The 15,911-nt window shown below is 47.5% G+C and carries 9 protein-coding genes; 1 reads left to right on the forward strand and 8 read right to left on the reverse strand.

Translation table 11 applies throughout. The features are described from left to right. Nucleotides 1-405 precede the first annotated feature (405 nt). On the forward strand, nucleotides 406-2,157 hold the full coding sequence (locus NXS07_RS04600; RefSeq protein WP_258086252.1) for an ABC-F family ATP-binding cassette domain-containing protein: 1,752 nt from the start codon (nucleotides 406-408) through the stop codon (nucleotides 2,155-2,157). A 63-nt stretch (nucleotides 2,158-2,220) separates the two neighbouring features. Here NXS07_RS04600 and NXS07_RS04605 read toward each other — a convergent pair whose 3' ends face one another. The 8 genes from NXS07_RS04605 to NXS07_RS04640 form a co-directional block, all read right to left on the reverse strand. Then, nucleotides 2,221-3,318: an ABC transporter permease gene (locus NXS07_RS04605; protein ID WP_238125657.1), complete on the reverse strand. Its 1,098-nt coding sequence runs from the start codon at nucleotides 3,316-3,318 to the stop codon at nucleotides 2,221-2,223. Then, a complete protein-coding gene (locus tag NXS07_RS04610) occupies nucleotides 3,311-4,255 on the reverse strand; it encodes an ABC transporter ATP-binding protein (RefSeq protein WP_038223553.1) in 945 nt (314 codons plus the stop codon). Before NXS07_RS04610 ends, NXS07_RS04605 begins: the two co-directional genes overlap by 8 nt. Before the next feature lie 71 nt (nucleotides 4,256-4,326). Further along, nucleotides 4,327-5,076, reverse strand: coding sequence for an AMP-binding protein (locus tag NXS07_RS04615; RefSeq protein WP_038218798.1), 750 nt, complete (start codon nucleotides 5,074-5,076; stop codon nucleotides 4,327-4,329). A gap of 196 nt (nucleotides 5,077-5,272) precedes the next feature. Further along, the gene (locus tag NXS07_RS04620) at nucleotides 5,273-6,076 is read right to left on the reverse strand and encodes an amidohydrolase (RefSeq protein ID WP_038192263.1); all 804 of its coding nucleotides are present in this window, start codon (nucleotides 6,074-6,076) and stop codon (nucleotides 5,273-5,275) included. Nucleotides 6,077-6,195: 119 nt separating this feature from the next. Beyond that, on the reverse strand, nucleotides 6,196-7,428 hold the full coding sequence (locus tag NXS07_RS04625) for an SDR family oxidoreductase (protein ID WP_038218795.1): 1,233 nt from the start codon (nucleotides 7,426-7,428) through the stop codon (nucleotides 6,196-6,198). 92 nt (nucleotides 7,429-7,520) lie between these two features. Next, nucleotides 7,521-8,288: an SDR family NAD(P)-dependent oxidoreductase gene (locus NXS07_RS04630; protein WP_038192254.1), complete on the reverse strand. Its 768-nt coding sequence runs from the start codon at nucleotides 8,286-8,288 to the stop codon at nucleotides 7,521-7,523. Then, nucleotides 8,285-11,365 carry a PfaD family polyunsaturated fatty acid/polyketide biosynthesis protein gene (locus NXS07_RS04635; RefSeq protein ID WP_258086253.1) on the reverse strand — a complete coding sequence of 1,027 codons (3,081 nt, stop codon included), beginning with the start codon at nucleotides 11,363-11,365 and terminating at the stop codon, nucleotides 8,285-8,287. The genes NXS07_RS04630 and NXS07_RS04635 overlap by 4 nt, the downstream gene beginning before the upstream one ends. After that, nucleotides 11,362-15,798, reverse strand: a complete 4,437-nt coding sequence (locus tag NXS07_RS04640; protein WP_258086275.1) for a polyketide synthase family protein — start codon at nucleotides 15,796-15,798, stop codon at nucleotides 11,362-11,364. Before NXS07_RS04640 ends, NXS07_RS04635 begins: the two co-directional genes overlap by 4 nt. Nucleotides 15,799-15,911: the final 113 nt, after the last annotated feature.

The raw sequence follows: 15,911 nt of genomic DNA on the forward strand, positions 1-15,911 counted from the left end.
TACCGTGGAGTATGAGCTAAATACTCTATTGGAAGGTTATGGTGCTAAATTTGCAATTAATTTTTCTTGATTACTTACGCCAAATTCGTGGCTAATCACACACGATTTTGCTCTTTCTCTTAAGCCAACTTAGACAGGTTCTCGTTGTCTACTTTAATTACAGATGCTATAACCTATCCATCCATTTACCCACAGAGAAGAAAAGGAGGTTAATTATGATGTTAAGTGATGTGATTGAATATTCACATTTCTTTGGTAATCGTCAGCACTCAGGCTTATCCACTAACGCATTGCGTTAATCCTGCCTGAGCGAAGTTTTTACCAATTTAATATCTCTTCCTCAGCTTACAGGGTTATCGCGTTTTATGACCCAAGGCGTTATCACGCCTAAAATTTGAGTAAGCTATGAGTACATTATTATCAACCCAAAATCTGTCATTCCATCACGGTAACACTCCACTGTTAGCCGATATTTCTATCGCCATTAATAAAGGCGAGAAAATCGGTCTGATCGGGTATAACGGTTGTGGAAAAAGTACGCTACTGAAATTACTTTCTGCCCAATTATCACCGAATGAGGGAACCGTAACACTGGCAAATCACTGCATTCTGGCCTACATCGAACAGCATTTACCGGCTACATTGCACAGTATGACGCTGATTGAGGCTGTGTTGGATAAACTGCCCGCAGAACAACGAATTGAGGACAATTGGCGGGCGGAAATTTTGTTAAGTGAAATGGGGTTTCAGCCGGAGCAGCACAATCTGGCGATCTCAGCACTTAGTGGCGGTCAGCATACGCGCTTATTACTGGCGCGGGCGCTTATCATTAATCCAGATTTATTATTGCTGGATGAACCAAGTAACCATCTCGATTTGCCGACAATTCTCTGGCTGGAGCAATTTTTAACACAGTGGTGTGGCAGTTTTATTCTAGTTTCTCATGACAATACGCTGTTGGATCACTTAACGAATTGCACCTGGATATTACGCGACGGTAATGTGTCTCTCTATCGTCTTCCGTGCTCACAAGCCCGTGAAGCGCAGACAGCACAAGATCTCAGTGATGAACGCCGTCATAACGCGCAGCAAAAAGAGATTGATCGCATCGCGCACAGTGCCAAACGTCTGGCTATCTGGGGCAAAGTGTACGATAACGAAGCGCTTTCCCGTAAAGCCAAACAAATGGAGAAGCACGTCGATCGCCTGCAGGACTGTCAGGTTGAACTGGCCGTTAGCAGCCAATGGCGGTTGAAACTGACCGGTGATGCTTTACGTGCAGATCGCCTGTGTGCGTTCAATCAACTGACAGTGAGCCCTGCACCGTCCTGTCCACCACTATATATGACGGATAATTTGTCCGTGAAAAGCGGTGATCGCATTGCAATTATGGGAGCGAACGGAACCGGAAAATCATCTCTGTTAAGAATGATTTTGGCACAATCGCAATCTCAGGCTCTGACGCTGCCGGATAGTCCTCTTGTACTGCATCCGCGTGTCAATCTTGGGTATTACGACCAGAAACTGGCACAGTTGTCCGATAGTGATACGCTGTCTGATGCCTTAAAACCGTTTGCTGCGCTGATAGACAAACAGCGGAAAATGGCGTTGATCAGCGCTGGGTTTCCGTATTTGCGCCATCAACAAACTGTTGCATCACTGAGCGGTGGTGAACGCGCCAGACTGTTATTCATCGGCCTGAGTTTGGCGAAATATTCATTATTGATGCTGGATGAACCGACCAACCATTTGGATATGGACGGTAAAAATACGCTTCGCGATGAAATCCGGCTGTTCGCTGGTGGATTATTGCTGGTCAGCCATGATCGTGAATTGATTGAGCAAAGCTGTAACCGTTATTGGTATATTGATGGCCAGCGTTTAACGGAATACCACGATTTGGATGCGGTATATCAGAAAATCCGTCACGCCAATAGCAATACACAAACGGACAGCGCATCCATATCTACGTTTTCTCTCGTACCATCATCGGAAATGCTCTCTGATGATGACGAAATGAAACTGGCAGAGCTGATTTCACTAGAGGAAAAACTGGCGACGGATTTGCAACGCAAGGCCGCACACCAGAAACCGATATTGCAACAGCAATGGCGTGAGCAAATAGCCCAGTTGCGTCAACAATTGTCGTTGGATTGACATATATCTGTTTTGAAAATAAACATCCGGCAAACCATCCGCCGGATGTTTATAATAATCACTTCAATACCAGCGAAATATCTTCATACCCAACACAAATGTCACAATCCCAATCAAACTCAAGATAATCGCTGCGGGTACGACCTGCAATAGATCACCGCCTTCAATAAATACTTTGCGCATATTGTCGGCCAGAATGGTTAATGGCAGGTACTCAATAATATTCGCCATCCACTGCGGGAAGTTTTTGTAACTGAAAAAGATCCCTGACAACAAAATCTGAATCAAAATGGAGACTTCCAACAATCCATTCGCGGTTTGGGCTTTGCGGGCGCGGGATGCCACCAGCACTGCCACACCGGAAAAGCAAATATTCCCCGTGAGCATCAAGAGCAGGAAGGCGTAAAACGAGCCTTGTATTTCTACATCAAAATAGAGGTCTGCAAACAGGTAGATGATTAATATCTCGGTAATGCTGATCAACAGGCAGGAAAGGATATGCGCCAGCAAAAACGTGGATTTGCGCATCGGGGTAATGCACATCTGACGAGTGACCCGTGTGATACGTTTTTCCGCCAGTGCCCAGCCAACCGCAATCAGGCAAGTCTCCATAATCGCCATTGCCAGCAAGCCCGGCACCAGGAAATCCACATAGCGTAGTCCCGGGGTTTCCAGTATAAACAGGTTTTTTTCAGACTCTATTCCTTCCTGCTGGTTGAGCAGGTAATAGGTCAATAAGGCGTCACTACTCTGTGGATCAAGGTAATGGACGCGTTTTTTCTCTTTATCCTGTTCAATGAACATCTGGATATCCCCTCGTTTCAGCCCACGCACGACGGCCTCATGATCGGGATAATAGGTGATGTTGTACCGAACTTTAACCAACCTTTCACGCTTGATCTCTTCTTTATTAATAATCCCTGAGATCATGTGCTCCTGCGCAGTCAGCTGCTCTCCCCACTGTTTCATTTGCTGCTGTTGTACGGCTTCCACAGGCAGCACGATGCCGATTTTTCTTTCGGGAATATCCTGAGAGGAGAACGAAACCCCCAGTAGCCAGACCAGTAACAGAGGGAAACCGAACGACCAGAACAGGATTTCCGGCTCACGGATATATTGCCGGAATTGCGTATTCATCAAGTTGAGCAGTGCGCTATTCATGTAATCTTCTCCCGGCCAGAGTTATGAACAGGTCATCCAGCGTTTTCTTCCTGACCATCAGCTCAATGATGTCAGCCTCGACTTGTTTGGCAAACTCAAAAAGATGAGCAACAAAACTAGTGGAATCTTCAATCAGCATACAGATCTTATCTTTTCTTTCATCGTACTCATAGTTTAAGACTTGAGCATGTTGACTCAGTGCCTGCAGGCGGTCAGGAAAATGGGTACGGAATTCAATGAGATCGCCATCGCAGTGTTTTTTCAACAACTCATCTATACTGCCCTGTGTGATAATTTCTCCCTTGTTCATGATACAAATGCGATCACAGAGATATTCAGCTTCCTCCATATAATGGGTAGTTAAGATCATAGTTGAGTGCTTTTCACGGTTGAGTTTACGCAGGATATCCCAAGTATCATGACGAATGCGTGGGTCAAGCCCGGTAGTGGGTTCGTCCAGGATCAGGATTTCCGGCTCATTGATGATGGCCACACCCAATGCGAGACGCTGACGCTGACCACCGGATAATCCCTCCACATAGGTTTTGCGTTTTTCTTCCAGCTCGACCAGTTCCATAACCTCCTGCGCTCGTTTGCGTGAACAACCATAAAAGCTGCCAAACAGGTTAAGTGTTTCTTCTACACTGAGCTTATCGATAAACAGGGTCTGCTGTAAGACGCCGCTGAGGTGCTGACGCAGGTAAGGTGCATCCTGCTGCCAGGTTTTGCCTAATACCCGAACCAAGCCTGAATCCGGCGTTTTCAGCCCTTCCAGTATTTCGACCAGTGTCGTTTTACCCGCTCCATTCGGGCCAAGCAGACCAAGGAATTCTCCGCGATAGACATCCAGAGAAATTCCTTTTAGCGCTTGATAGTCCTTGTAGTGCTTCTTGACCTGTTCAAACTCAATCACTTTCTCGTTGTGTTGAATACCCATAAAATTCTCTGTATCTCATTTGGTGATAAGTTGTGCTCTCACTAAAGAGTGTGACATAAATATTGGTAGCGTCATTTTCCCATCGTGTGAACTTCAAAAGTACTGGCGTCAAGCAGTGTCCAAATGTCATTTTCTGTCGAGTTATTTTTTGTCAAATCAAGATGATGTTTCTCAACACGAAGCAATCTCATGGCACTCAGTCGCATCGCGCTGGTATGGGATATTTCAACGCCTTTCGAGACACCGGCAGTCTTAGATATGTAGACGATACAAGCCAATGGGTCAGAATGAATACTCACATCCGGGTTATGTAATGGCATGGTCTGAATAAAGGCTTTTTCGCTGTCAATGCAGAGGTAATCTACCTTACTTTCATCAAACAGTGATTGATACTGCAAGACGCCAATGACAAGCTCGATACCCGCATCTTCAATGTAAAAACCGATTCGCTCCGCTCCATGGGTGCTGTTAATGGGCAGGTAAGCCAGTCCCGCTTTCAGGATTGCCAAAATGGATACCAGCATCTCTTCATCATGTTCCAGACAGATGCCGATAACGGGTGAAAAGGCGTCCGTTTCCCCCATCTGCTGCTTGATTTGCAGGATATAATGCGCCAGTTGATTGGCTCTCTGATTAAGCTGCTCATAAGTCAGCCCCAGCCCGTTCTCAGTATTCAGCACAATAGCCTGTGGATAGCGCTGTACCTTCTGCTCAAACGCCTGATGCAGTGTCTGAGTCAATCTCAACTGTTTTTGCTCCAGGGGGGCTTTGGGTTGAAATGTATGTTTTTGCATATGCATACGACCTCCGGCAAATTTCATTGTTATACCTTTCATCTTTCAAGTTGCGGCTTTGTTGGCTGCAACTTGAAATCTATTAGGTATGGAGTGAGTTTGATTCAGCATCAGGACGACGTTCCCAAACAATACGATCATGATGGCTAATGCACCTGCCCCCCTTTTCAACGAGGTGAAACAGGCGGCAGTAGCCATCTTCCTTCAACAATGCAGAGTTGCGTTATGCATCACTTCCTAACACATCGTTGTTCAAAACAAAGGGATCAGCATCTTTCAGAAATGGGAAACGTTCCCTGACACCCTGCACATGGGAGAGTGACAGCTGCACGGTTTTCACCACTTCGTGATTCATTTCGTGCAGCAGTACTTCACCCAGTGGATCGATCAACATAGTGTGACCGTCATAGTCTAGTTGGTTGCCATCCTGCCCAACACGGTTAACCCCGATAACGTAGCTCTGGTTTTCAATGGCGCGCGCCTGAAGGAGCGAGCACCAGTGAGCCGAACGTCTTGCTGGCCAGCTGGCGATGTAGATCGCCGCATCATAATGACCATTGACGTTACGCGACCAGACGGGGAAACGTAGGTCATAACAGATAAAGGCAGCGATTTTCCAACCCTTGAAATTCACCACCAGCGGGGCATTGCCTGCGGTGTATTCGTGATCTTCTTGGGCGAAAGTAAAGAGATGCTTTTTGTCATAATGAGCGACAGAGCCATCGGGATTAACCCACAGCAGACGGTTATAAAAGCGCTGGTTTTCCGTGATAATCATGCTGCCGACAATGGCACAATCTTTCTTGGCAGCCATCGCTTTCATCCACTGAATACTTGGCCCTGTCATTGTCTCAGCAATGGCCTGTGGCTTCATGCTGAAACCCGTGGTAAACATCTCCGGTAAGATAATCAGATCACTACCCGTGATCTGAGCAATGTGCCGTTCGATATGTTCACGGTTTTGTTCCGCATTTTCCCAAACCAAATCGGTTTGAACCAACGTCACCTTAAGATTTTGTTCAATCATTGAAAGCTCCGATTTAACCCATATTTCTGTCATTACTTGTCTGTTATTCGATTGTTTTATAAACAACCCTTGAAAAAGATCAGGATCCAGATGCAGCCATACCGCATCGTATATCCTCATTACAAATCAGCATCAAACAGTTGTTCCAGATAGCTCCCCCGTACAGATGCTTCCCGTATTTCAGCCCTTTCTCCCTGCTGTTGTGGCGGCGCAATAAACTCACATTCGATCAGGTAATTGAAGTAATGGAAAAGTAGCGTTCTATCCGACAGGGGGCACTGAATTCCACTGCCACTGAGTAATTCAGTTGTCAGTTGTGTGGAATATTTGGCTTTTTCGGTCAGTTCCATGCCGGAGTAAAATAGCCCCAGCAGATCGGTAAAGACCGAGCGATAAGGCTGGCCATAACGGTACAGGCGGTTTTGTGCCAGCGCTTCCATGTAATCATTCATGTTAATGGTATCAATACGATAACCAAAATCGCGCAGGAAAGAGACGATGTCATTGAACGTAATCGGGTTAGGGTTAGTCAGATTAAGCGTCTTCCCATTAAATTTCTCGATATTGAAAATGGCATACAGCGAGGCTTTCGCCACGTAATCCACAGGGGTGATATCAAAATCGTCCTGTGCATTGAACGTCAGCCCAGTTTCCACCAATGCTTTAACCATTTCGTAATAGATGCCCTTGACCTTGGTATGCGCTAATGGGTAACGCCCATTCGTACTTTCTCCCCAAATGTTGCCCGGGCGCACAATCACCCACTTCAGTCCTTTTTTTCCGGCACTGTGAATAATTTTTTCGGACTCAAATTTGGAGCGTTCGTAATCCATGTCATCAAATCGTTGCCCCACGTCCAGATCAGTTTCATGCAGGACAAAACCGTCCTTATACAGGCAATCCCCCGCCATGCTGAAACTGGAAGCATGCAACATCGCTACATTGCCCTGGAGACAGAAATCAATCACATGCTGTGTACCCTGCACGTTAACAGGCGCAATCTTTTTATAAGATGCCACAAGGCTAACGTTAGCAGCGCAATGAATGACCCGGTCAACTTTGTCAGCCAGTTCGCAGTAAAGCTCTTGTGTCAGCCCCAATCTTTTTTTAGAGACATCCCCCAGTACCGGAATAATCCGATGATGAGTGTTCTCACTTTGTTTTTCCTGATCGTAAGCAAACAAGATACCTTTCAGACGTTCTATTGCCTGCTGGCTGTTTTCTGCCCGTATCAGACAGTAAACCTCAATATCCGTCGTCGTCAGAATTTCCAGAAGGATCCTTCCCCCCATCACGCCAGTTGCACCGGTAAGCAAGATACTACTGACGTCCTTTTTATTATGGTCGAACATATTTATCCCCTAAAAGTCATCACATAGCGGCGAAAGTATGAGATCAGGCAGCAAAGCGCCTGATCTTACTAACATTTTATTCCCCTGCGCGGCTATAACGTTCCGACACGCATTCCGCCATCCAATGGGATCACTGCGGAATTGAGGTAGTTAGTTTTGCAACTCGCCAAAAATCCCACAACTTCAGCCACGTCATCTGGCGTTCCCCAACGCCCTACCGGAACAATGGAACGTACAACCTTATCCTCTCCCGCCGACTCCATCGGGCCTGATTCCACAAACTGCTCCAACATGTCGGTTTTACAGACCCCTGGAGCAACGGCTGTCACACTGATATTCAGTGGACCCAATTCACGCCCCCAGGATTCTGTCGCAGAGATCAGACCCGCTTTTGAAGCGCCATAAGCGGAACTGCCTGCCGCTCCCCAAATGCCGGCAACCGAGGCAATGTTGATGATGCGCCCATATTTCAGGCACGCCATGTAGCGAACAAAAATTGATGTGCTGTTGAAGGCACCTATCAAATTGACGTTTATAACCTTGGTTGTCTCACTAAACCCTTGGCCAGAAAGACAGAATGCTCGATTAATAATGCCGGCGTTGTTCACCAGCACTGTAATGGTGTCACCGAATGTTTCAACAATCTGTTGCGCCGCCCGTTCTACCGAGGCTAAGTCCGTTACATCCATTTCAAAGGTTGCAAGGGATTCAGGGTGTCCGAGACGCTCCTTCAGGAGCGCCAGTTTTTGGCTACTGACATCCGTTGCCGCCACCAGATAACCAATATCCAGCAACACCTTGCTAATCGCTGTGCCGAATCCCCCCGCTGCCCCAGTGACGACAGCAATTTGTCGGCTCATGCATCAATTCCTTCTTTGAATGCGATATCAATGACTTTGCGAGCATTTACCATCGCATCAAAGATCCTCTCTTCAAAGAAACGCACGTCATCCTGTGACATCAACAGGTTAGAGTACATGCGAGACAATGGTGAGAACTGAATGCCATAGCGTTTGGAAATTTCACGAATGATGATGTCGCAGAATTTGACTTTATCGCTGTAGCCTTCCGTAGAACTAACAGGTGTGCTCTGGGAGTGATAAACCAGCGCGGTTGGCATTCCTTGTACGACCAGTGGCAGGTCAACCGCTTTGGCCGCTTTCACGAACACGTCGGAGATCTGACGCATGATATTCCCCATACGGTCATAGCAGCCGGGATCTCGTTCAATCAAATCAAAGGTCGTCTGAATTGCCGCCAGACCCAGTGGGTAACCGTTGAAGGTGCCTGCATGGATCACTTTCCCGCGGGTGTACAGGTTCATGATGTCACTACGACCGACGATGGCAGAGATTGGCATAGAGCCGCCGCCAAGGGCTTTCCCAAAGGTCGCCAGATGTGGCGTCACACCCAGTAATTTTTGTGCTCCCCCCAGTCCCAAACGAACACCCGTAATGATTTCATCGAAAATCAGCACAATGTTGTGTTTTTCACACAATGCTTTGGTTTTTTCCAGATAGCCTTCTTCTGGGAAGATCCCGCCACCATTGATGCAGAGAGGTTCCATCAGAACAGCGCCGATTTCATTGTGATAACGTTCAATAGTCGCCGTCAGAACATCAATGTCATTCCAGGGCAACATGAACGTTTGGTCTACCATGATTTTGGGGTCACGTCCCAGTGTATCCAGCAGGTCCCCATTGAACTGCTCTGGCACGGGGTAAGTGAGATCCTGCTTTTTACGCCAGCCCATGATATTGTCGGCATTACCGTGGTAATGGCCGTGGAAGCGGATGAAGCGATTTTTGCCCGTAAAAGCACGGGCAAGACGCAGCGCATTCTGTACCGCTTCTGTCCCGCTCAGGCAGAAACGCACCATTTCTGCACAGGGAATATGTTTAACCAACGTTTCGCAAACACCCACTTCCAGATCGCAGGTATCAACCGAAGTCACTTTACCCATGTATTCGATCAGGGATTGGTTATAAGCCTCATTGTGGTGTCCAACCAGCAATGCACCAAATTTACAGAACAGATCGAGATGTTCATTACCATCCAAATCCCACACACGGGAATTGCGCCCACGGTTGAAAGGGATCACCAGCGGGCGCTCAGGATCACCAAAGTTGTAGTGCGTACCACCAGGCATCAGCTCCCAACATTTTTTGTAAAAGTCCTTTGAATTATCCAATACGAGTTTTGTTGAAGCGTCCATAGGTTCTTTACTCCTCACCTGTGATTTTTGAATTGACATTAAGTTAAGATGACGATCATCAACCTGACTGTGGTCAGCAAGATCGTCGTTAGATTGTTCATGACTAAATTCATTTGGCTGGGAATTTTCCCCGCCCGTGTAGAAATGCAACGGTAGATGCCGTTTAATCTGCTCAGGCACAGCAATATTGAATAATTCAAGTAGGGTAATGCGGGTGAGATAGGCCGCTCCCTTCATCAGCAATTGGGCAATGTCGCTGACATGCCTGTTTTCCACTGCTTCAAAAGGCGTTCCTTGCAGCCATTCGTTCATGGCACCCATCGCCGCACCACACCAGATCTGGTAATCTAGATTGCGTACTGGATCACCTGTGATCGCCCAGCGGGATGATTGGCCGAGATACCATTGGAACACCAACGCCATCTTTGTCTTCGGCTGTTTTTCCGCTTTAGTAATGATGTCCAGTTGGTTAATACTCTGGAAATAGGCAATAGTTTCCTGCCAGATTTCTGTCAGTGGTTTGTGGAATATCTGTTTCTCCAGCAGAGCGATTTCCTGTACAGGCAGGGTGTCCAGACTGTCGTGCTGTTTATACAGATTGTACAATTTTTGCGCTCTCACAGCATACATACTGCCCTGTTTCAGTACCTGTACTTTTGCCCCCAGTTCAAACATGTCCGCTGAGGGTGCAGTGGCAACATCATTAATTTGAGCCTGCCCTAGCATTTTTTTCACCGCGCGGGATGTGCCGGCTTCCACACAAGCCTGATTGATCGAGCCAGTGACAACATAAGCCGCGCCCAGAGCAAAAGCGGATAGAATGGCATGAGGTGTTCCCAGACCGCCCGCCGCGCCGATCCGCACCTGATAGTCATGTTGAGTTTCGTCTGCGATTTCATCCCGTAGCTGGACGACTGAGCGGAAAATGCAGGCGAGCACGCCCTGATCAGTATGACCCCCTGAATCCCCTTCTACCGTGATATCATCTGCCATCGGTATTTGGCGAGCCAGTTCTGCCTGCTCAGGTGTGATAAGCTCCTCTACCAGTAATTTTTGCAAAATCTTTTCCGGCGCTGGCCGCAGGAAGTTCTGAGCAACTTCGCGACGGGAAACTTTGGCAATCAGGCGATGATGACGCAAGATAGTGCCATCAGGTTGTTGTACCAGACCACTAACGCGGTAATAGACCAGCGCCGAGCTAAGGTTGATGTAGGCCGAAGCTTCAATCACCCGCACCTGATTTTCCATACACAGGCGTACACAGGCCATTTCCCATTCAGGATTACCGGGATTATGCAGCAGGTTGACGCCGAATGGACCTTCGGGCAATGTCTGCCGGATACGGGAAATCGCCTCAGCAATCCGTGGAATACGCAGGCCACCTGAACCAAAAATTCCAAGAATGCGCTGTTTTCCCAGTGCAATAACCATTTCTTCAGAGTGGATGCCATTTGCCATCGCACCCGCGTAATAGGCATAATTCACGCCATAATCCGCCATGAAACCCGCATCTCCCAAACTGCCTGCCGTCACTGCTGGCAGGCGACCAAGCAGAGTCGTCTGTTCTGCTATTGTGTCATCTGGCAATAACAGTGATATTGATTCACCCACCTTCACAACACGCAGTTCAGTCGCCAGCGCCTGCAAGTGGGAGATCCCTATCGTTAGCGGTAACGCTGTCAGTTGATGGCTCGATTTATTCACAGATAAGCGCTGACTCATTTTAAAGCTTCCTGTTTCAGTTCTGCCGCAATGATCTGGTGTGGCTTGCGTCGCACGTATCTCACGCCCATGTTGTCACTCACGCCAACCACATTGCCGCGATAGAGCGTCTCCGCAATAAAAAACAAAGTAATAGACTCCAGCTTGTCATCAGAATAGATAGCATCAACGGATTTACAGGTCAGCCGGAACTGCACCACATCCCGTTCGCATTTCACTTCACCACGGAATTTAGCACCGGATGTATGTTCAGTCAGCGTATGCGCTTCCAGATCAGGCTGTGAATTCAATCCAAGATAGAACAGATAGAACTTCATCAATTGTTCAGAGCCTTCTACCAGTAAAGTCCCCGGCATAACCGGATCGTTCTTGAAGTGAGCTTTGAATGCCCAATGTGCGGGATCGATATCTAATTCCGCCACAATCTGCCCCAAACCGAATGCGCCACCCACCGTATCGACACTCAAGATCCGACTTAACATGCGGGTATCCGGGACGCATAATTTGCCTTCCCGGTTATATTGATACTGCGACCCGAAGCAGGCAGCGAGATCACCATTCATGACGTTAGTGATGTCCCGCTCATTGAATGTTGTCCGATCACAGTGCAGCAACGGTGTAAAGGGTTTTGCTGGAATGCTATTTTTGCCTTTGGCGAAATATGCGCTGGTATCAAAGGTACCTGCGTTCTCAATTTCTTTGCGGCCAAAGAAACCGGAGTTGGCCACCAGCCGGAACACCAGACGTTCCTCCACATAGCAAAGATATTCATAAGCGACTAAAGTCAAGCCGCCGACCCGCACAACAGAGGTGATATTGACGCGTCCACGCAACACATCTCCCGTTTTCGGCATCTCGCTGTAAATCGTGGTATTGCAGTCCACCGCACGGTAACAGCGCTGTCCTTTGAACATCAGGTCACAGCCAATCACCGTAAACGCCACGATCATCGCATGGGACGATTCCAGCGCGACGAACGATGGTACACGACCATTCACGGCATACCACGCATCTTCAGGCACGTCGTATTCCCATTCGATATAGCAGGGTTCTAACTTGCCTTTGACGGCAGAAAGTGCCGTAATGCGCGAAACAAACATGAAAGGGGGTGATGGCATACGCGTACGTATCTGGTAGCTATCGACTTCTGCATAATCAGCACCCAAAACTTTTTCTACACTACCGTCTGTCAATTCCAGAACTTGCTGCTCGTCGAAAACGGCGGGTGAGGTTGTCACTCTCTTTTTCGTCGGTGCAACCAATGTTTTCGGGACTTCTGGCGATTGCAGAGCAACTGATGATGATATCGGCATGGCAGTGGATTGAGCAACCAATGCGGATTCTGTGGTTTTAGACTGAATTAAGGGCAGCTCTGCCAGATGCTGTTTAAGCAACTGATAATACGTCTGCTCCAATTGCAGGTAATGCAGTTGAGTATGGGCATTGCGTATGAAGTGATTAAGTTCCATCGGCAATGACATATTCAGGGTTGATACTTCGGGAGATACCACTTTTGTTTCGGCATCTGCCGGTGTCACCGCCATATTGACATGCGCAGCCGCAGCCAATGACGCAAAACGAGCCAATGTCTGTTCATTGAGGATTAACTCTTCAACGGTTTTTTCTCTTGCGGTATACGATAGAACTTTTAAACCTGCCTGATTTGACTCTGGACGACTCGTTGGGCGAGCGCGCTTTCCGCTCTGTGGTTCACTTAAGATCACATGACTGTAAGCCCGGTCAATACCCAAGTGACTGATTGCTGCACGACGGGGACCTTTTGCCGGTGCAGGCCAGGATTGGGTATGAGCCGGCAGTTGGAATTTCCCTTCTGCATAATGCGCCAATTCCTGATGCTGCGGATAATCTGGCAGTGCCGGTAAGTATCGCTGTGTAAGCTGTAACGCGGATTTGATGATTCCAAGCAGGCCCGTGGTCATAAACAGATGTCCGTAGTTGGCCTTAACGGTGCCGATGGTGGCGGTCAGTTGTCTATTTTGTGAAGCATAAACCCGACCTAATGCAGACATTTCAGCGGCGATCTCGCCTGGTTTCCCACCCGCATACAGTTCAATGTAATCAATCTGATCGGCTGTACAACCTGCCGCTTCTAATCCGGATCTAGCCGCCGCCAGAATCGCGTCTTCGTTTCCTCTGAAATCAATAGAGTGATCAGGCATATAGGTGATGCTGAGCCCATCCAGTACAGCATAAGCAGGTGTATTATCACGAATAGCATCCTGTTCGCGCTTAAGGATAATCACACCACCCGCATCGCCAACGATTTGGTTACCGTGATTAGATTGATGATCCCACAGCACATTTTCCAGACTGCCGCCAAAACTGCTGCTGGCAATCATGACGGCATCAACATGCTGTCTGCTCAACATGAACTGAGCCAGTTCCAGTGCCTTGAACGGGGAATTTTCTTCTCCATAGAGCGTAAACGCCGGGCCATTCAACTTCAAATGAGCCGCCAAACGGCTTGCTACAATATTACCTATACCGCCAGTAATACCTTCAGGATAAGGTTTAGGAAACAGACCATCTTTGACGATTTCCTGCAAGGCTACGGTATCTTCTTCTGACAGATGAATACCTCTGCTGGCCAAACTCTGGCTAAGTTGCCAACTAATTTCATTACGTGCCTGATAGCGCAAAGAGCTATAGTCCACGCCTCCTGCTACAATGACGGCGATATTGCGCTTACTGCCATCCAGCGTATAACCCGCATCAATAAAGGCACGTTCCGCGATGGGCAACAAGAACATATGGCAGCTTAAATGCGCACCTACCACATTGGGCGGCAATTTGAAGTGCTTGCAGTCAAATTCAAACGTTTCAATATAAGAGCCTAAAGGCGGCTGGCTTATCCCCTGCATTGCCAAGACATCGTGACGCTTTTCCATGCCAATCCAGCGGGTTTTCGGCAGTGGGTAAAAATGCTGTATCCCTTGCTGCAATGTCTGATCCAGCGTTTTGCCATCTTCGGTTTTCGCCATATGCACACCAATACCGACGATAGACAGACGCTCAATTTTCTGACGGTTCTCCAACTTCACCTGTGTGCATGCCGCCCGCCGTTCAGGTGTATCTTCACCAATGACCATGTGCGCATTGACCCCACCAAAACCAAAGGCGTTAATGCCGGCACGCTTAGGTCTATTGCTGACAGGCCAGGGCTTGGCTTCCCGCACGACGTGATCAATGTTCAGCAGCCCTTTTTGTGTCAAAACCAATTGTTCGACACGCGGGGTAGCAGGGATCATATTATGCTGCATGGCCAACAGCACTTTCAGTAACCCCCCCATACCTGACGCGGTGAGCATATGGCCATTGATCGCTTTGTTGGCACCAATCAATGGTATTGTTCCACGCTCACCAAAGAAGGATTCAATTGTCGAGAGTTCGACCTGATCACCAATGGTCGTACCGGTCGCATGACATTCAACATAATCAACACGCTGCGGATTATCCCGATAGGCGCGCTCCAGAGCGATGCGCTGCCCCTGTATATCTGGTACCAATAAGTGTTTGGCACCCGCATCGTTGGACAACCCGATCGATTCAATGACACCATAAATCTTGTCATTATCACGTATCGCATCAGAGTAGCGTTTTATGGCAACAATGCCGCTTCCCTCACCCGCTTTCACCCCTTTGGATGATCTGTCAAAAGGAATGGATTCCCCTTTTGCAGGGAATACCTGCAACATATTGAAACCATGATCGATATAGATATGGTCTGTATGACAAATCGCCCCGACCAGCATCATGTCAACCTTGTGACTGAAGAGATAATCTATTCCCAGTTTGATGGCATATAGTGCTGATGCACAGGCAGCGTCAAGACAATAGCGAGGACCCGATAATCCCAGAGCCAACGCTGCAATCGTAGCATTATGCCCACCCGTAATTAAATTCTGGTCAGAATAATTTGCGGGTGGCCAAACCGAATCAAAATGAAAATCAGGGCGCCCAATTAATTTTTGAATATAAGGCTGTAATATTTTTTGATAAAAAGGACTCATTAATCGTTTGGTTGAATGAGTCGGCATACCAATATTACCGAGAATTAATCCGGTTTTTTCTAATACTTTTTTATTCTGACGATAGCCACTGTCATTCAATGCCTGCTCCGCAGAATAAATAGTCCATTTAAATAAATTATCCAGCGAATTTAATTCTTCTTCCGGCAAGTGATATCCTTTGCCGTCAAAATGAAAATCCCGGACATGTCCATTCTTAACATAATTAATTGTATCCGGTTTACCTGCAACCGGAGAATAATAACAGTCCAGATCAACGCCCAGTTCCAGAGCAGATAAGGGTGTGGTGCAATCCTTTTCCCGCAGCAAGTTATCCCAATATTTCTCAAGGGTATCTGCACCGGGAAATAAGCACCCCATCCCAATAATCGCAATATTTTCCATCAAGGAGAGACTCCTGAATATGACAGAGTTCCCCTGAGCGAAAGTATTCGCTCAGGTATATTATCAATCTGCTTTCTAATTATAACGATTAATTATTTTCGCTATTCACCCTG

This window comes from Xenorhabdus bovienii, from assembly GCF_024721015.1.
In the GTDB taxonomy this organism is placed as follows: domain Bacteria; phylum Pseudomonadota; class Gammaproteobacteria; order Enterobacterales; family Enterobacteriaceae; genus Xenorhabdus; species Xenorhabdus bovienii.